Source organism: Desulfosarcina sp. (genome assembly GCF_041551955.1).
Lineage (GTDB): Bacteria > Desulfobacterota > Desulfobacteria > Desulfobacterales > Desulfosarcinaceae > Desulfosarcina.
The window spans coordinates 1-18,478 of record NZ_JBFELV010000053.1 but is presented as its reverse complement, the minus strand read 5'-3'; the positions used below and the strand labels follow the sequence as shown (position 1 = coordinate 18,478).

Sequence of the window (18,478 nt, the reverse complement as noted above, 5' to 3'; positions counted from 1 at the left end):
GCCAGCAGCCAGATCAACGGGCTGGTATTCGAAGGCCTCATCGACCGGGACGAAAACCTCCAGTTTCGCGGACGGGTGGCGCATCGCTGGAAGATATACGAACATGCTTTTTTTTACATCAACGACTATGCCGCCACGGCCCGCTGGGGTCTCATCGCTCCATCCGTTCTGGTCTCGAAACTTCGAACCGCCCTGAACCCTGGCACGCCGGAATGGCAGCATGTCAAAAGCGTTGATTTGTTGCCGCCGGAAGCTATCACCCACACCATTTCGATTGATCAAGGAGAAAGCACCACGCCCATCACCCTGCGGATCAAGGCGCCACCGCGGGTTCGCATCGTGCTCGATCGGGTGGACCAAATGCTCTTTGAACGCCTGGCCGATATATTGGGCGACGGCTATTTTGATACCTTTGACCCATCCGTTTATGTGACCGCCGAACCCGGAGCGCCAGAAGCGCAGCTTGAAGCCGAGGCAAGGGAGTTAATGCCTTCGACCGCCCACAACCCGATCATCGAATTTTATCTTCGGCCGGGTGTCCAATTTCACGACGGTCATGAGGTGACGGCCGCGGATGTGAAATTTACCTATGAAGCCATCCTCGACCCCAAGAACCTCTCGCCCCGCATTCCCGACTACGAGCCGGTGAAAGAGGTTGAGGTCGTCGATCCGCATACGGTGCGCATCGTATACAAACGGCTCTATTCGCCGGCTTTTGCAACCTGGGGCATGGGTATTTTACCCGCCCACCTGCTCAGCGATCAGGCGCTCACCCAAGAGGCGACCGCCAAGGGCCTGGCGCCGGAGGAATTCAGCATGCGTCAGAGCCGATTCAGCCGCCGGCCTGTCGGCTGCGGGCCATTTGTATTCAAGGAGTGGAAATCGGACCAGTACGTTCGCCTGGAGCAGTTTCAATCCTATTGGGAGGGCGCACCCAACTATAAGGAATACGTGATGCGGATCATACCCGATCCCCTGACCCAGGAGATGGAGTTTTATGCCGGCACGGTTGACGATTACAATGTGCTGCCGCATCAGGTGACGCGGTTCAGCAAAGATGAACGCTTTCAACATTTTTCGGGCACCGCCTTCGGGTACTCCTACATCGGCTACAATGCAAGACGGGAGCCGTTCACCGATCCCCGAGTGCGTCGGGCGTTGGGTATGGCCATCGACACCCAGGAAATCATCGATTACGTGCTCTACGGCCAGGGAGAATCGATCACCGGGCCATTCGTGAAGCAGACCGATTATTACAACCACGACATCGAACCGTTGCCCTATGATCCGGAAGGTGCGGTCGCGCTGCTGGCCGAGGCCGGCTGGCGGCGCGGAGGTGACGGCTATCTGCAAAAAAACGGCAAGCGCCTGGCCTTCACCTTGATTACCAACAACGGCAACCCACTGCGAAAAGCCATTCTGGCCATCGCCCAGGATGCATGGAAGAAGATCGGCATTCAGGTCGAGACCGACTTGCTGGAGTGGTCGGTGTTCATTCAAAGACGCGTCAACCAGCTCGACTTCGACGCATTGATACTGGGTTGGTCGATGGGCATCGATCCGGATCTGTTTCAAATCTGGCACTCCAGCCAGAGCGGCCCCTTCCAACTCAATTTCGTGGGGTTTTCCAACTCCACGGCTGACGATTTGATCCTGAAGATCAGACAGGAGTATGATCATGATCGCCAGGTGGCCTATTGCCGCCGGTTGCACGAAATCATCGCCGCGGAGCAGCCGTATACCTTTCTGTACATCAGCCGCTGGACCGCGTTGTTGGACAAACGCATCGTAAGGGCGATCACCGGGGCCGACGGCCGCAGCGTATACCAACCCATCGTCCCCACCAAAACCGGCGGCTACACCTTTCATTTCAACCAGTGGATCAAACTGAACCGGCCGCCAGAATTGTCGGCCGACGGATAGGGAACACCCATGCTGGCATATTTGGGGAGAAGCATCGTCCAAAAGGTCGTGACCCTTTTTTTCGTCTCGGTGATCTCTTTTCTGATCATTCATCTGGCTCCGGGCGAACCCAGTCAAATCGATCCACTGAATCCCAAGTTCACGCCGGAGATGGTGGCGCGCATGCGCACGGAGTTCAATCTGGACAAGCCCCTGCACGTCCAGTACATGCTTTTTTATAAAAATCTCCTCACCGGCCGGATCGTCTCCTGGCGCGACAATCTGCCGGTGCTGGGTAAGATATGGGAGCGGTTTCTGAACAGCCTGCCCCTGTTCATCGTGGGGACCATTCTGACCTGGACATTTTCGTTTCCCGTGGGAATCCGATCGGCCATCATGCGGGATGGGATCTACGATAAATCGGCGACATTTCTGGCCTATCTGCTCATCTCCATCCCGGGGTTCTTTTTTGCCTATATCCTGATCATTTTGACCGTAACCAAACTGCAGGTGCCTGTTATCGGCATGGAGACATTCGGTGTGACGTCGGCGTCCCCTTTCGTTCAGATCATGGATCGCACCTGGCATCTGGTGCTTCCATCCATCCTCGGGGCCACCGGTGGGGTGGCGGTGCTTTCCCGGTATGTGCGCAGCCAGATGCTGGAGATTATCGGACAGGACTATGTGCGCACGGCCCGGGCCAAAGGGCTGCCGTCGGAAACCGTGTACTACCGTCACGCCTTGCGCAATGCGCTGCTGCCCTTCGTGACCATGTTCGGACTGATCCTGCCCGGTCTCATCGGCGGGTCGGTGATCATCGAATCGATATTCTCCTGGCCCGGGATGGGAAGATTGGCCTATGAAGCCATTTTGGGCAGGGACTACCCGGTCATATTGACAGTCAACTTCATCACCGCCGTTCTGGTGCTGGTGGGCACCTTGGTTTCTGATGTGCTTTACACGGTGGCGGACCCAAGGATCAAACTCTGATGCCGACTGCAGTCAACCCCATGGACCGAATTGAAACCGGCCAAACCGATATGCCGCCATCCCGCTCGCCCTGGGCCGAGACATGGCACCTGCTGCGCCAAAATCGAATGGCCCTTAGCGGCCTGATCATTTTTCTGATTTTTTTTGCCGTTGCCGTGGCCGGGCTGACGGTAACTTCCGGCAAGGACCCCATTTTAGACCCCGCCCGCGTACGCCTGCAGGAAAAGCTTCGGCCTCCCCTGTCTGCACCTAAGACAGACCGCCTGCGACCGGAAGCGCTCCCCGCTCTGGGCATCTATCTGCTGGGCACAGATGAACTGGGTCGGGATGTGTTTGCCCGCATGCTCCAGGGGGCCTGGGTGTCCCTGACGGTCGGGTTTGTGGCCGTGGGCATTGCCGTGGGTATCGGCATCCTGCTGGGCGGCATTGCCGGATACTACGGGCGGCAATATATTCAGTCGGGGCACATCATCTTCGGGTTGCTGCTGGTCGCGGCCATCGTGCTGGCTTATCATCGGCTGTTGACGGCAGCTGCTGTTCTGCTGATCACCGCCATTGCCGGCTGGGGCTTTACCAGCCGACACGCCCGCAATGTATCGACATTGCCCGGCTACCTGAAATGGATGGTGCTGCCGACCATGCAGGTGGACACCCTGATCATGCGCGCCGTGGACATTATGCTTTGCTTTCCCTCATTTTTTTTGATTCTCACGGTGGTCGCCCTTTTGCCGCCGAGCATCTACAACATCATGGTCATTATCGGGTTGACCAGTTGGATGGGGACCACCCGTTTCGTTCGCGCGGAATTCCTGTCATTGAGAGAACAGGATTTCGTGGCGGCTGCCAGGGCATTGGGTATCAGCGACGCCCGCATCATCTTTCGTCACATCATGCCTAACGCCGTTGCGCCGGTTCTGGTTTCGGCCACCCTGGGTATTGCGTCGGCCATGCTCACCGAAGCGGGACTGAGTTTTTTGGGTTTCGGCGTCCCCCCCCCACACGCCACATGGGGCAACATTCTATCTGACGGCAAGGCCTTTATCTTTGATGCCCCCTGGCTGACCTTCGTGCCGGGGGTGGTAATTTTAATTGTTGTGCTGGCATTCAATCTGTTCGGGGAGGGGATGCGGGATATTCTCAACCCAAAGTTGCGCGAACGCAACTAGAAGCGGCTTTTCAGCCCTCTCACAGGCCCAATCTCTGCGTTGGCGCAAGGCGATTCATCCTCAACGTAGCGCTGCTACGTCTGCGGTTAATCACCTTGCGCCGCCTTGACCTTGACCCTGTGATAGGGCTGGAAAACCACTTCGCGAAGCATAAGCCCAGAGCCTCTTTGCTTATCAGCTCGAAGATCGAAGCTCAAAGCCGAACCCGGAACCCAGAACCCAGAACCCAGAACCCAGAACCCAGAACCCAGAACCCGGAACCCAGAACCCAGAACCCGGAACCCAGAACCCGGAACCCAGAACCCGGAACCCGGAATCCAGAACCCATTATGCCTGAATCGAACGATATATTACTTTCCGTTGAAAACCTGCAGGTCCATTTTATTGGCGACGGTCCCGTGGCCCGGGCGGTGGATGGCGTGGATTTTTTCGTCCGCCGCCAGGAGACGGTCTGCATCGTGGGGGAGTCCGGCTGCGGAAAGACGGTGACGGCCCTGGCCATATTAGGATTGCTCAAGCAGCCCCCGGCATCGATCGCCGGCGGTCGAATCACCTTTGACGGCCGATCCCTTTTGGATCTGCCGCAGGATGAACTGCGCGCCCTGCGGGGCAAACGCATCGCCATGGTTTTTCAGGAGCCAATGACCTCCCTGAACCCGGTGTTTACCATTGGCGACCAGATCAGCGAGTCGGTGTTGGCCCATGAACGGGTGTCGGTGGAGGAGACCCGTCGCCGTACGATCCAGCTTCTTGACGATGTGGGCATTGTCGACCCGCAACGGCGTGTGGGCGACTATCCTCACCAACTCAGCGGCGGGCAGCGCCAACGGGTGATGATCGCCATGGCCCTGGCCTGTGAGCCGGACTTGATTATCGCCGACGAGCCTACCACCGCCCTGGACGTTACCGTGCAAGCCCAGATTCTGAGTCTGCTGAAGAAACTGAAGCAGGATAAAAACATGGCCATTCAATACATCACCCACGACTTGGGTGTGGTGGCAGCCATTGCCGATCGGGTCTACGTGATGTATGCCGGCGTGGTGGTGGAACAGGGTCCAACCGGCATCATTTTCGGACATGCCAGGCACCCTTATACCATTGCGCTCCTGAATGCACTGCCCACCAAAAAAAAGCGGGGCCAGCGCCTCTATAACATTCCGGGCAATGTCCCTCATCCGGCATACCGGCCCACTGGATGCCCGTTCCACCCCCGTTGCCAATACCGTGAACCCGCTTGCGAAAGCGTGTTTCCCGACCTTTGCAGATATGGTGAGGGGCACAAAGCCCGCTGCCCCGTCCTTTTTGCCGCCCAGCGCCGGACCCAGGAGGTGGGCGCATGACCGCATCCACCACACCGCTGCTTCGAATAACGGCGCTGAAAAAATACTTTCCGGTTCGACGCGGCCTGCTTCAGCGGGTGGGCGGCTACGTAAGGGCTGTGGATGGTGTGGACCTTGACATTGGACCCCGCCAGACGCTGGGCCTGGTGGGCGAAAGCGGTTGCGGCAAATCCACGGTGGCGCGTCTGATTCTCAGGCTGCTGGAACCAGACGGCGGCACCGTTCATTTCGACGGCCGGGAGATCACCTCGCTGAACGAGCGTGCGTTCAAGCCGCTGCGCAAAAAGATTCAAATGATCTTCCAAGACCCTTATAGTTCTCTCAATCCGCGCATGACCGTGGCTCAATCCATATGCGATGGTGTTCGCATGGCAGGCATCAAGGACAGATCCGACCAGCGAAAGCGGATTCAAGCCCTGCTGGATATGGTGGGCATGCCGGCGGCCAGCGCCGGTCGCTATCCCCATGAATTCAGCGGCGGCCAGCGTCAACGGGTTGGCATTGCCCGCGCGCTGAGCGTTTCTCCCCAATTGGTCCTTTGCGATGAACCTATCTCGGCGCTGGATGTCTCCATCCAGGCGCAGATCATCAACCTGCTCAAGGATCTCCAGGACGAGCTGGGGTTAAGCTACCTCTTTATCTCTCATGACCTCAATGTGGTCAGTTACATTTGCGACCACGTCTGTGTGATGTATCGGGGCCGCATCGTGGAATCGGCACCGGCTCTTGCGCTTTTCGATCATGCCCGCCACCCCTATACGCTCAACCTGCTGGCCGCGGTTCCCGAAACCACGGAGGTCGGGTGGTCACCCCAGGTGGGGGCTGAATGGGAGCGCGCACCGCTGCCTGATGGGTGTGCCTTTGGCGATCAATGCCCCGACTACGATGATGCTTGCACGCATGAACCGCCCGCCATGGTCAAGGTGGGGGATGGTCATTTTGTGCGCTGCTGGAAGGCGGCATGACGTCGTTGGCCCGCCAGATTCCTGCATTGAAACGATTGATGGCATTGTGGTCTTCAGAGCCCGGTCGTCGGGTTGCTCGGCGCTTCTAATGGTGGCACGGTAGCGGCGGCGATGCGTGTCGACGCATCTACCATGGCGTGGGGATCAATTGACAAGGGCGAACAAACCGCCATCAGATGGTTTCTCATCGCATCGGAGCTGCAAACGATCAGGTCGGTATCGCGATTGTTGAGGGCGATCTGCAGCTTTCGGTCCCGATCGTAAATGTCCCGCCTGAAATTCACCGTGCTATCCGCATCCACCCAGGCGGTAAAATAAACCAGGTGCACCGGGATGGGGTCGTCCAGCACCACGGTTTGCCGCCGTCCATCCATCATGGCGGCTTCCAGCCGAGCGCGGTTCCAGCCCTGGCCCTCCAACAGGTATTGGGCCAGGTCCAGGGGCGATTCCACCCGCACGCATCCGGAGGAAAAAGGTCGCTCCCGCTGGTTGAACAAGGCTTTGCCGGGGGTGTCGTGGATGTAGACGCTCTGGGGGTTGGGAAACATGAATTTGATGCGACCCAGTGCGTTCACATCCGAGGGGTCCTGCCTGAGGCGATAAGGAAAATAGCGCGCCGACAGGTTCTCCCACATGATGCCGGTCGGATCCAGCTCAGGTGCCTGACGGTCCCAGCTGCCAAATACCCGGATGCCCTGTCGGGTCAGGTAATCCGGGTCGTTGACGACCTTGGGAAGGATATCTTTGCGGGCGATTTTTCGAGGGATATTCCAATAGGGATTGAACTCGAGGTAAGTCATCCTGCCGGACAGTGCAGGGGTCTGGCGGCGTGACTTGCCAACGATGGCCCGCATGCGCTTGACCGTCCATTCCCCCTCCATGACGTTCAACGTGTAATCGGGGATATTGACCAGCAGGTACCGCTTGCCGAAGCTGTCCGGATACCATCGCCATCGCTCCATGTTGAGCTGCAGTTGTACGATGCGTTGGTCAACGGGAACCGACAGGGCGGCCAGCGTCTTCCTGCCGACGACACCGTCTGGGACCAATCCATGGCGATACTGAAACCGCATGACCGCCGTTTCCAGATCCTGGTCATACCTATTAGGGTTAGCGGGCTGGTCCGCGGTCAGATCACGGGACAGGGCCAGCCGGCTGCGCAGTGCCGAGACGCGGGGGGTCTGGTCTCCCAGCTTCAGCGAGGGGCCCGGCGCGATTGCCGGCCAACCCCCGCTTCTGCGGATCTGCTCATATTGCTTCAAGGTCGATCTCAGGCGTAGATAGGCGCTTTGCTTGGGCCGCAAGGATTCAATAAATGCGGTCAGTCGATCTTCTTTCACGGCTGCGGCCAGTTCGGCCGGCAGATCTCTGCCCTGCGTCCGCTGACCGGTCAACCCCATGTGGGTAATGGTTTCCGAGGCAAAGCGGCCCCGCCACAAATGGGTTGCATAGTCCAGCATCACGCCGGTCAAGGCCACATCCATCTGAACATACCGTTTCAGGAAGGAAAGACGGATCGCATCGGAGAAGGAAACTGAATCGTTCCACGGTTGCGCCAAGGCAGGGAAGAGGTAGTCGTCCGGTTTGAGGCCGTCACCGGAGGATGCCATGATGGCGTTCATGAGGATGTGCCCCGGGTCACGCAGTCCGTTTGCATCCATCCATATCGGTCGGTAGTCGACCATGCGGTAGAATCGCGCCACAGGCGTCAGCGGGTTGGCGCCCGATTCATCATCGAGGTGCGCAATCGGTGTCAGCCAGGCCAACAGCTCATCCTCAACGGCCGCGTGGGGCGCCTCCGCCGCTGCCATGGTTGGTGCCTGACAGAGAGCGACCGTCATCAATAGGAGTCTTATGCCAGCTTGGATCTTCATGTGTTGTTTTCGCGCATGTTGTCTGTTTGCCGGCGGTGTTCCGGCACGGTTGGCAGAAAGGCAAGCCCGCCAACGCAGAATCGAACCCTTGCGGTACGCCGGTCAAATGGCCTGTGGCAGGATCGTTGGCCGGCGGATCGAGCAATCTATTCACACTCATTTCAAAAAACGGACCAACCGGGCGATATTGTTTGGTAGCCTTAATATGAAAAGGATTACGGTAGGTTACAAAATCGATCAATCGTATGCGGCAGCCAACAACGACTAAATTAGGAATAAATTTACCTATTTTTTATGAATTTAAAACCCGATTAAACGCTGCCCGCTGCGAGCGCGGGGTGGGTTCAACAGGTGTCCCAGGCCCCGGCCAACCGCCTGAGGCAGAAAAACGCTAACTTTCGACCCGGTTTCAAGGTCCTATGTTTTTAAAAAATACTTGACATCCCCTTGAAGAATCTTCATATATTCACATTATAGCTATAATATAGTTACATTGTGGTTTTTTGATCCTAAATGATTAGGAGGGCAAGTTGAAAATTCTCACAACCGTTAAAAAAGTAGTTGATGTGGAATTGACTATCCGGGTGGAAAACGGTGCGATCATTGAAGAAGGCCTGCAGTACGTCATGAATGCCTGGGATGAAAATGCGGTGGAGGCTGCTGTCCAATTGAAGGAAAACAACCAGGCGGAAACCACCTTGGTCAGTATCGGCGGCGGTGAAGACAATACCAAAATCATCCGCAGGGGATTCGCCATGGGGATTGAGCACGGTATTCAAATCGATGACCCGGCACTGGTCGCAGCGGATTCGTTTGTCTATGCCAATGTGTTGCAAAAGGTTTTCGAAAAGGGAAGCTATGACCTGGTTATTACCGGCAAACAGGCCCAGGACACGGATAATGGGCAAACCGGCATCATCCTGGCTGAGCGTCTGGGATTGCCTTGTGTCAGCAATGTGGTCGCCATCGAAGTGATTGACGACCAGCACATGAACGTATCGCGTTTGGGTGACGCCGGAACCGAAATCGTTGAACTGGCATTGCCCGCCGTGATCACGGTTACCGACAGTATAAACGAGCCGCGACTGCCCCAGATGCGCGGCCTCATGATGGCCAAGAAGAAAAAAATCGATGTATTGGATCTGGCGGCCTTGGGCACCTCGTATGATCAAGTCGGCGGCACCACGCCTAAATCGCAGATCGCCGAGTTCATGAAATCGGAAACGCGCACCGCCGGGCAAAAATTTGAAGGCGACCCAGCCGCGATCACCGCCCAGGTGGTCGCTCTTTTGGCCAATGAAGCGAAGGTGTTATAGCCTATTGTAATAGCATGGTTCGCGATTCCCATTGGACCTTAACTGGATTCAACCAAGGAAAGACATCATCATGGCTAACGTACTCGTGATTGCAGACATCAAACAAGGTGTATTGAAAAGCAGCACCGCCGAACTGCTGTCAAAGGCCAAGGCCCTCGGCGCCAAAACCGCCGTGGTGGGGATTGGCAGCGGCATTGAATCCTTAATTCCCGACCTGGTGAGCGCCGGCTCCGATACCCAATATATCGCCGATGATCCGAAGCTGGAGCTGTTCTCTGCCGGTCCTTACGCATCCTGTATCGTCGAGGCCGCCAAGCAATTTGGTGCCGATCTGGTCTGGTTCGGTTTCTCCGAAAGCGGCAAGGCCGCGGCCCCGAGAGTCGCCGCGCAGTTGGATGCCGCCTGTGCGACGGAAATTACCGACGTGATGCTTGACGGCGATCAAATCGAAATCATCAGACCCGCCATTGCCAATAAAGTCATGCAGCGGGTGAAAATCAACACCGGGCAGCTGGTGGCGGTGGTACGAGCCGGCGCCTTCGAGGCGGCGGAAGGGATCTCCGGGACCCAAAACGTCGTCCGGCTTTCCGCTCCGGCACCTGACCTGAAGGCCGTGGTCAAGGAGCTCCTGTCGGATGCCAGCGGTGAAATCGATCTTGCCGATGCGGACGTCGTCGTTTCCGTGGGACGAGGCGCCAAGGATCAGGCCGGTGTCGATCTGGTAAAAGCGCTGGCCGGCGACCTGAAAGCGGGCTTTGGTTCCTCCCGCGCCATGGTGGACGGCGGGTTCATGGCCCATAACAAGCAGGTCGGGCAAACGGGCAAGATTGTCGCACCGACCCTTTACATGGCCATCGGCATCTCCGGCGCCATTCAGCATCTTGCGGGAATGAGCGGCTCCCAGGTGATTCTGGCCGTTAACAAAGACCCCGAAGCACCTATCTTCAACGTGGCTGACTACGGTATCGTCGGAGACCTCTTCGAGGTGGTTCCGATTCTGCGCGAAGAGATCAAAAAATTAAGAAACTAGACCGCCGGGTCCAATGCCGGTCGATGCCGTGTGCGCCACGCTTTGGTCGGATAAGTACAACAGCTAACCATGAGTCGATGAGGCAACTGTGAATCCACTGTTGATGGCCCTTTTACTGCTTGTTGGATTGACCGTTTTCAGCCGTACGATGATTGGCAAGATTCAATTGCTAAGGGCACTCGAACCGACCGATAGAGCCAATCATCTCAAGGAACGCCTGGGCAGCTTGGCTACGCTGGCCATCGGCCAGAAACGCCTGGTCGGAAGAGCAGCAGAGAGAAGTTCGGGGTTGATGCATGCGTTGATCTTCTGGGGTTTTTGTATCTTGCTGATCCGCAGCCTGACCCTGTATGGAGAAGGATTTCAAGAAGGCTATCACCTGCCGTTCTTGGGTGGCGATGGTCTGCTTGGATATCTGTATATCGCCGTCAAAGATATCATGGAGGGCATCGTCTTGTTGATGGTGGTCTTGGCCATCTATCGACGCGCCGTTTTAAAACCCAAGCGCATGCACAACACCTTCGAAGCCTATCTGGTCCTGGTGATGATTGGGATCCTGATGGTGTCGGATCTATTGTACGACGGGGCGCGCTACAATTTGATCCAGCTGTATGACAACCCGGGGAATATTCACTACTTCAACAACCTGAAGTATGGATCTGAATTCCTCTGGACGCCCATATCGGTGGGCGCGGCCAGTTTGGTTTCGGGCTTGAACGCGGATGCCAACGTTACCATCCTGGTGGTGATGTTTTGGGTGCACATCTGTACGCAGTTGATATTTCTCAATATACTTCCCACCGGGAAGCATTTTCACGTGATCACCGCGCTGCCCAATGTTTTTTTAAAGAGCCTGGGCTATCCCCATGAAAAGACAAAACCATTGGATTTGGAAGACGAAACCGCCTGGGAGGAAGAATCCCTGGGGCTCAACCACATCCATCAGCTCAACTGGAAACAGGGACTGGACCTGTACACCTGCACCGAATGTGGACGTTGCAAGGACGTCTGTCCGACCTACACCACCGACAAACCCTTAAATCTGCATGAATTCAATGATCAATTGAAGCGCGAACTATATGAAAATGCAGACAACATCGTCAAACGGGCCAAGTTGTCCGCGACCCTTCGGCAAATCGAAGATGACGAGCAAATTGAAAACGCCAAGCAGGCGATCAGGGCGCTTAACAGTGATAAAGCGTTAATTGGCGAGATCATTGCGCAGGAGACGCTCTGGGCATGTACGACGTGTCGGGCCTGCGAAGAAGTGTGCCCGGTGACCATTGAACACGTGCCCAGAATTATCGCCATGCGCCAGGGGCAGACCTTGATCGCGGAAGCTTATCCCAAAGAGCTGAACCCGGCGTTGAAAGGGCTCGAACGAAACGGAAATCCGTGGGGCATCGGGTATGACAAACGCGCCGATTGGGCCCACGGACTTGATGTAAAAATAATGGCGGACGACCCGGACGTCGACTATCTGCTGTGGGTCGGGTGTGCCGGGTCCTTCGACGATCGGTCCAAAAAAGTATCTATCAGCCTGGTCAACATTTTGAAAAATGCGGGGGTCAGCTTCGCCATGCTGGGTGTGGAAGAAAAATGTACCGGGGATTTTGCCCGACGCGTGGGCAATGAAATGTTGTTCCAGATGATGGCCGAGGAAAACATTGCCACGCTGAACGCCTACCAGGTTAAGAAAATAATCACCGCCTGTCCGCATTGCCTCAATTCGCTTAAACATGATTATCCTCAAATGGGGGGGAATTACGAGGTGATCCATCATGCCGAGTTCATCGAAGGCCTCGTCAAAGCCGGAAAAATCAAACTGAAACCGTCGCTCGACGGCGGGCTGACCTATCACGACCCATGTTATCTCGGACGCTACAATAACATTTACGACCAACCCCGATCGGTTCTGCGATCGGTCTCCAACGGCGGCCTCAAAGAACTCGATCGACACGGGCGGGAGAGCTATTGTTGCGGCGCCGGTGGCGGAAGAATGTGGATGGAGGAGACGATCGGCAAACGAATCAATCTGGCGCGTTCGGAAGAAATCGTCGATTGCGGGGTATCCAACGTCGCGGTCGGTTGTCCTTTCTGCCTGACCATGATCGAAGACGGGATGAAAGAGCTGGGCAAAGAGGAGGAGGTCAAAACGATGGATATCGCTGAAATCGTTGAAAAGAATATGGTGTCATCAAGTATTATTTCAAAGGGGCAAAAAAAATGAGGTACGCAGAAACAGGCTTTAATTTAGAAGTCGATCTAACCCGGGGAAACATCGAAAAGGTGGCGACAAACCCTAAAGACACCGAGCTTTACCTGGGTGGTTTGGGCACGAATGCCAAGATTATGTGGGATCGCGTTCCCCCTGAAGTCGAACCGTTTTCTCCTGAGAATCTATTGATCTTCAGCGCCGGTCTGTTGTGCGGGACACCCGCAACCGGTTGTAATCGAACCATTGTGACCACCATCTCGCCTCAAACCAAGTTGATGGCCTTTTCGATGATGGGGGGGTTCTTTGCACCTGAATTGAAGTACGCCGGTTATGACAAAGTGATCCTTCGCGGCAAGTCGCCGGACCTGGTCTATTTGTGGATCGACAACGGCACGGTGGAACTACGTGACGCCTCTCACCTGAAGGGAAAAGGCGCCATCGAAACGGCAGAAATCATCCGCAAGGAGCTTAAGGAGCCCAAAGCCCAGGTCGCGGCCATCGGTATGGCCGGAGAGAACAGGGTCTTTTTTGCCTCCATCGAGCAGGGTCGATCCAGCGCCAGCCGCGGCGGCATTGGGGCTGTCATGGGAGACAAGCGGGTAAAGGCGATCGTCGTTCGCGGCACCCAGGACCTCCATGTCGCCAAGCCGGCTGAATACATGGACCTTTGCAACGAAGTGATGCAATATATCCAATTTCGCAATGACAACCCGATTCCGGGGGTCATGCCGATTCTGGCCGGGTTGGGATCCCCTCAGGAGATGAAGGTCCATGACGAGAAGTGGCATACCGAAAATTTCATGTGGGGAAATTCACGCGTCCGGCGAAAAGGTTTCTGGACCGATGAGATCGCGCGGGATTGGATGGAGACCCTGGACAAATCCCGGACGAGACTGATCAGTTGCTACAACTGCCCGATGACATGCGGGGCGACCATTTCCATGCCCGGCCTGCCAACCTACATGATGAAATGCTTCACGAAGCTGACCTATACCATGGCGGCCTTCTCAGATCTGGACTTCGGTTTAAAAATCGCTCAGCGTGCCACTGAGTATGGTGTAGACGGATTCTCCGCCCCGCAGGTGATGGCCTTCGGCCTCGAGCTCCTCGAAAAAGGTCTCTTGTCCGAGGCGGACTTTCCAGACATGCCGGCAGACAATGAAGGCAGATTCTACTATCTGCTGGATAAGATCGTTCGGCGCGAAGGGATCGGAGACGTTCTGGCCGATGGAACCTATTGGGCGGCCAAAGCGATCGGCAACGGTGCGGAGGAATATGCGCACAACAACATCAAGAAGCATGAACAGCTGCCGCTCAAGCTGTCCATGCTCAATCCGATCTATTTTTTAATGTACAGTACCGGTGAGAAGATGAATATCACCCAGATCGAAGGTCAATTCCCCCAGGCCCCTTATCCTAAAAGAGAACACCGGGAGGCATTTGTAAAGGACTGGCACCAGGTGCCCGACGAAAAATTCAAACAATATTTCCTGGATTGGGAGCCGCGCGGAGAAAATTCGATGCCCTATTATCCGACGGTTGACATGTGTTGTGAAATTGTCGACTGGCAGGAGAAGATGCACTACATCGATGACGCGCTCGGCATGTGTGCCGGTTTGTCCTCCTTCCCCTTGAAACCCCCCTATCACATACACAACTACCCGAAATTTATATCGGCGGCGACCGGATTCTCTATGGATGAGGCCTCACTCAGCCAGGCGGCCAAACGATACCGTACGTTGGTCAGGGCCATCAACATAAGAAGGGGCATGCGCAGAAAAGATGATCAACCGCCAAAGAACCATTGGAAGAAACGGTTTCCCGAGCTCGAAAAGGAGCTTTTAGACACCTATTACCGATTCAAAGGGTGGAACAATGATGGTGTCCCCACCAAAGCATCGCTGCATGAATTGGGTTTGGATTACGTAAGCGAAGATTTTGTCAACAGGGGGATCCTGGCGGATGGTGAGGAGGCCCCGGCCGAACCGGTGGCCGCTCAACAAGAGACAAATTAGCCTGGAGGACGTGTACCTTGAAAGGTAAAAAAGAGAAAAAAACCATTAAAACGATAAAAATCGATGTCGATAAGTGCAACGGCTGCCGGGCTTGTGAGATGATCTGCTCCGCCTTTCACGCGGAACCGAAATACAGCAGCAACAATCCAGCCCGGTCACGCATTCGAATCATTCGTGAACCCTTAAGGGACTTGTACGTCCCGGTCTATGCGGGTGAATATGCGGTTGCCGAGTGTGCCGGCAGGGATAAATACACCATTGACGGCAAGGAGTATGACGAGTGCGCCTTCTGCCGGGCCTCGTGTCCATCCAGGGACGAGTTCAAAGAGCCCGATTCCGGCCTTCCTTTGAAATGCGATATGTGTGAGGGTGAAGAAGAACCCTTGTGTGTGAAGTGGTGCCCGCATGATGCCCTGGTTTTAGAGCAAAGGGAAGAGGAAGGCGGCCAGCAGGATCCGCAGGATGAGCTTGAAGACCTCGAAATCGGATTGGAAGCGCTGGCAGACAGATACGGACTGGAAAAGATCAAAGACGCCGTAGCCCGGATATCCAAGAAAGATTAAGTAAACCAGCCCAAAAAGAGGATTGATACAGACAGTGGAAACAGTCGCTCCCTTCAAAGAGGTCATCGACGAGATTAAAGAAGCCGGTGGAGACGCCCTCAGGTTCTGCTTTCAGTGCGGATTGTGCGACACGGTTTGCCCATGGAACCGGGTAAGGCAATTCAGCATTCGCAAGATTATCCGGGAAGCCACCTTCGGTTTGACCGAGATAGACGGCGAAGATATCTGGCGGTGCACGACCTGCGGAAGATGTCCACAGCAGTGTCCACGGGGCGTAAAACAGATAGAGGTCGGGGTCTCTTTGCGCAGAGTCGCTGCAGAGTACGAGGTCTTTCCGTCTTCTGTCCGATCTGCCCGTACCGCGAGAGCAAGCCTGATTTCCGAAGGAAATCCCTTGCAGGGAGAACGAAACAAGCGGGCGGATTGGGCCACGGGCCTTGGCGTGAAAACCTTCACCGAGGGGATGGAAGCGCTCTATTTTGTCGGTTGCTATCTCAGCTATGACCCGAGAATGAAAAAGGTGGCTACCGCCACAGCCAGCATCCTTAAAAGCGCCGGGGTGGAATTCGGTATACTCGGTTCAAAGGAAAGCTGCTGCGGAGAAAGCATCCGCAAGACGGGCAGTGAGAAGGTGTTCAAAAGCCTGGCCCGGGAAAATATCAAGACCTTTATTGACAACGGGGTTAAAAAGATAATTGTCTCTTCTCCTCACTGCTACCATACGTTCAAGAACGAGTATCCCGAATTTATGGTCAACTTCGAGGTGGTTCATATCTCCCAATATCTATGCGAGTTGGTCAACCATGGAAGGCTCGTACTGACCGGGGCGTATGAAAAGAAAGTGACCTATCATGATCCCTGCTACCTGGGTCGTCACAATGACATCTATGACCAGCCCCGGGACCTTTTAAATAAGATTCCTGGTCTGGAAATGATCGAGATGGCCGATTCGCGCAAGGAGAGCCTCTGCTGCGGCGGCGGCGGCGGCAGGATCTGGATGGATACGCCCATGGAAGAGCGGTTTTCCGACATCCGGTTAAAACAGGCGGTTGCGGTCGGTGCCGTTGAACTGGTGACCGCCTGCCCTTACTGCATTACCAATTTTGAGGAAAGCCGGCTGAATCTGGAATATGATGACACCATCGCGGTCAAAGATATCACGGAAATTATTCAGGACGTGATTTAGCGCATTTTTTTACCAGATGTGCGCGATCCGGGTACCATGAACTTAAAGATGATGACGAGGTGAGAGAAAGTGGAAAACGAAGTATTGCCAACAGAGATCATACAACAATTTTCCGGAAGCCTTGGAGAGGTTAATTTTGGAGACGTAATGGTTGTCGGTGGGGGGGTCAGCGGTATTCAAGCCTCGCTTGATCTTGCCACTGCCGGATTTAAAGTCTACCTGGTTGAGAAAGGTCCGAGCATCGGCGGCCATATGGCCCAGCTTGACAAAACCTTTCCAACCAATGACTGTTCCATGTGAATTCTCTCACCGAAACTGGTCGAGGTCGGCCGGCATCCAAACATAGAGATTCTGACATTTACGGAAGTTGACGGTGTAGAGGGGCAGGCGGGAGATTTCACGGTGACCCTGACCAAGAAACCCCGTTACATCATCGAGGAAAAGTGCACCGGCTGCACGACATGTGTAAAATATTGCCCGGTTCAGTATCCTGACCCCTTTAACCAGGAGATATCGGACAACAAGGCCGTACATGTCTACTTTTCTCAGGCCATTCCGCTTGTCGCCTATATCGATGAAAGTTGTCTTTACCTGAAAGAAGGCAAGTGTGACATCTGCAGGGGCGTGTGCCAGACCGGCGCCATCGATTTCAAGCAGACGTCGCAAAAAGAGGAGGTCCATGTCGGCGCGATCATTCTGGCTTCCGGCATCCGACCCTTTGATCCGTCGGTCAAGGATGAATATGGCTACAGACGCCTGCAGAACGTGGTCACCAGCATGGATTATGAGCGGCTTTTATCATCCACCGGGCCATACGGGGGTGTGGTGCTGCGAGCCTCCGACAAGCGGCATCCCAAAAAATTAGCCTGGATTCAATGCGTGGGGTCCAGACGGGTGACCGAGGGCGAGAACAGCTATTGTTCAGGCGTGTGCTGCACCTACACCCAAAAACAGGTGATTTTGACCAAAGAACATGACACCGAAGCCCGGTGCACCATATTCCACAACGATATCCGTTCCTACGGCAAGGATTTCGAACGGTTTTTCCAAAGAGCGGAACAGCTTCCCGGCGTCGAATTCATCCGAAGCTACGTGTCCATCGTCGGCGAGAAACCGGACAGCAAGAATGTCGTTGTCCGTTATGCGACCAACGATGACGGCGTGAAAGAGGAAGAATTCGACATGGTCGTCCTTTCCGTCGGATTGAACCCTCCTGCGGAATATAAAGGGCTCGCGGAAAAGTTCGGCATCGCGCTCAACTCACACGGATTCAATCAAACCGACAACGAAAACCCCATGAAGACCAGCCAACGGGGGATCTACGTCAGCGGCGCCTTCCAGGGTCCGACGGATATTCCGGAATCGGTGTTCACCGCCAGCGCAGCCAGCGCCCAGTGCGGCGCGCTGCTTGACTACAGACGAGGAAAGCTGGCCAGAGAGAGAACTTACCCGCCGGAACGAGATGTCTCCCGCGAGACGCCCAAGATAGGGGTTTTCGTGTGTCATTGCGGGGCGAATATTTCCAGTGTCGTCAATGTTCCTTCCACCGTCGACTATGCCATGACCCTGCCCCATGTGGTCTACGCCCAGGAACAGCTGTTCTCATGTGCCACCAACTCCGCCAAGGAGATAACCGATCTGGCCAAGGAAAAAGGGTTGAATCGCGTGGTGATCGCCGCCTGTTCCCCCAGAACGCTTGAACCGCTGTTCCGGGACACCCTCCGGGAGGCGGGGTTGAATCAGTATTACCTGGATATGGCCAACATCAGAGAGCATTGCTCCTGGGTCCACACCAAACAAAAGGACGAGGCCACTAAAAAAGCGCACGATATTGTCCGCATGTCGGTGGCGCGTGCCAGTCGTCTGGAGCCCTTGCAGGAGTTCGACCTGCCGGTAAACAAGGCGACCCTGGT

13 protein-coding genes are annotated in these 18,478 nt (G+C 55.3%); 12 read left to right on the top strand and 1 reads right to left on the bottom strand.

What is annotated here, in order from left to right; translation table 11 throughout:
- The 5 genes from ABYV26_RS06450 to ABYV26_RS06430 form a co-directional block, all read left to right on the top strand.
- Window positions 1-1,923: ABC transporter substrate-binding protein (locus tag ABYV26_RS06450; protein ID WP_372679284.1), on the top strand; the 1,923-nt coding region annotated here is incomplete at its 5' end.
- 9 nt (window positions 1,924-1,932) lie between these two features.
- The gene (locus ABYV26_RS06445) at window positions 1,933-2,892 is read left to right on the top strand and encodes an ABC transporter permease (RefSeq protein WP_372679282.1); all 960 of its coding nucleotides are present in this window, start codon (window positions 1,933-1,935) and stop codon (window positions 2,890-2,892) included.
- Window positions 2,892-4,058, top strand: coding sequence for an ABC transporter permease (locus ABYV26_RS06440; RefSeq protein ID WP_372679280.1), 1,167 nt, complete (start codon window positions 2,892-2,894; stop codon window positions 4,056-4,058). Before ABYV26_RS06445 ends, ABYV26_RS06440 begins: the two co-directional genes overlap by 1 nt.
- Window positions 4,059-4,387: 329 nt before the next feature.
- On the top strand, window positions 4,388-5,398 hold the full coding sequence (locus ABYV26_RS06435; protein WP_372679278.1) for an ABC transporter ATP-binding protein: 1,011 nt from the start codon (window positions 4,388-4,390) through the stop codon (window positions 5,396-5,398).
- Window positions 5,395-6,363, top strand: coding sequence for an ABC transporter ATP-binding protein (locus tag ABYV26_RS06430; RefSeq protein WP_372679276.1), 969 nt, complete (start codon window positions 5,395-5,397; stop codon window positions 6,361-6,363). Before ABYV26_RS06435 ends, ABYV26_RS06430 begins: the two co-directional genes overlap by 4 nt.
- Window positions 6,364-6,416: 53 nt before the next feature.
- Here the strand turns inward: ABYV26_RS06430 and ABYV26_RS06425 are convergent, their stop codons facing one another.
- The gene (locus ABYV26_RS06425) at window positions 6,417-8,174 is read right to left on the bottom strand and encodes a murein L,D-transpeptidase (protein ID WP_372679274.1); all 1,758 of its coding nucleotides are present in this window, start codon (window positions 8,172-8,174) and stop codon (window positions 6,417-6,419) included.
- A 593-nt stretch (window positions 8,175-8,767) separates the two neighbouring features.
- On the opposite strand from ABYV26_RS06425, the gene ABYV26_RS06420 reads away from it, so the two are divergent.
- The 7 genes from ABYV26_RS06420 to ABYV26_RS06390 form a co-directional block, all read left to right on the top strand.
- Complete coding sequence (locus tag ABYV26_RS06420) at window positions 8,768-9,553, top strand: electron transfer flavoprotein subunit beta/FixA family protein (protein ID WP_372679272.1); 786 nt, start codon at window positions 8,768-8,770, stop codon at window positions 9,551-9,553.
- Between the two features lie 70 nt (window positions 9,554-9,623).
- Entirely contained in the window at window positions 9,624-10,583 is a 960-nt protein-coding gene (locus ABYV26_RS06415; protein WP_372679270.1) for an electron transfer flavoprotein subunit alpha/FixB family protein, read from the top strand.
- A gap of 88 nt (window positions 10,584-10,671) precedes the next feature.
- Entirely contained in the window at window positions 10,672-12,813 is a 2,142-nt protein-coding gene (locus ABYV26_RS06410) for a (Fe-S)-binding protein (RefSeq protein WP_372679268.1), read from the top strand.
- Window positions 12,810-14,816: an aldehyde ferredoxin oxidoreductase N-terminal domain-containing protein gene (locus ABYV26_RS06405; protein ID WP_372679266.1), complete on the top strand. Its 2,007-nt coding sequence runs from the start codon at window positions 12,810-12,812 to the stop codon at window positions 14,814-14,816. Before ABYV26_RS06410 ends, ABYV26_RS06405 begins: the two co-directional genes overlap by 4 nt.
- 17 nt (window positions 14,817-14,833) lie before the next feature.
- A complete protein-coding gene (locus ABYV26_RS06400; RefSeq protein WP_372679265.1) occupies window positions 14,834-15,379 on the top strand; it encodes a (4Fe-4S)-binding protein in 546 nt (181 codons plus the stop codon).
- 34 nt (window positions 15,380-15,413) lie between these two features.
- A complete protein-coding gene (locus tag ABYV26_RS06395) occupies window positions 15,414-16,565 on the top strand; it encodes a (Fe-S)-binding protein (RefSeq protein WP_372679263.1) in 1,152 nt (383 codons plus the stop codon).
- 69 nt (window positions 16,566-16,634) lie between these two features.
- On the top strand, window positions 16,635-18,478 hold a 1,844-nt coding region (locus ABYV26_RS06390), incomplete at its 3' end, for an FAD-dependent oxidoreductase (RefSeq protein ID WP_372679261.1).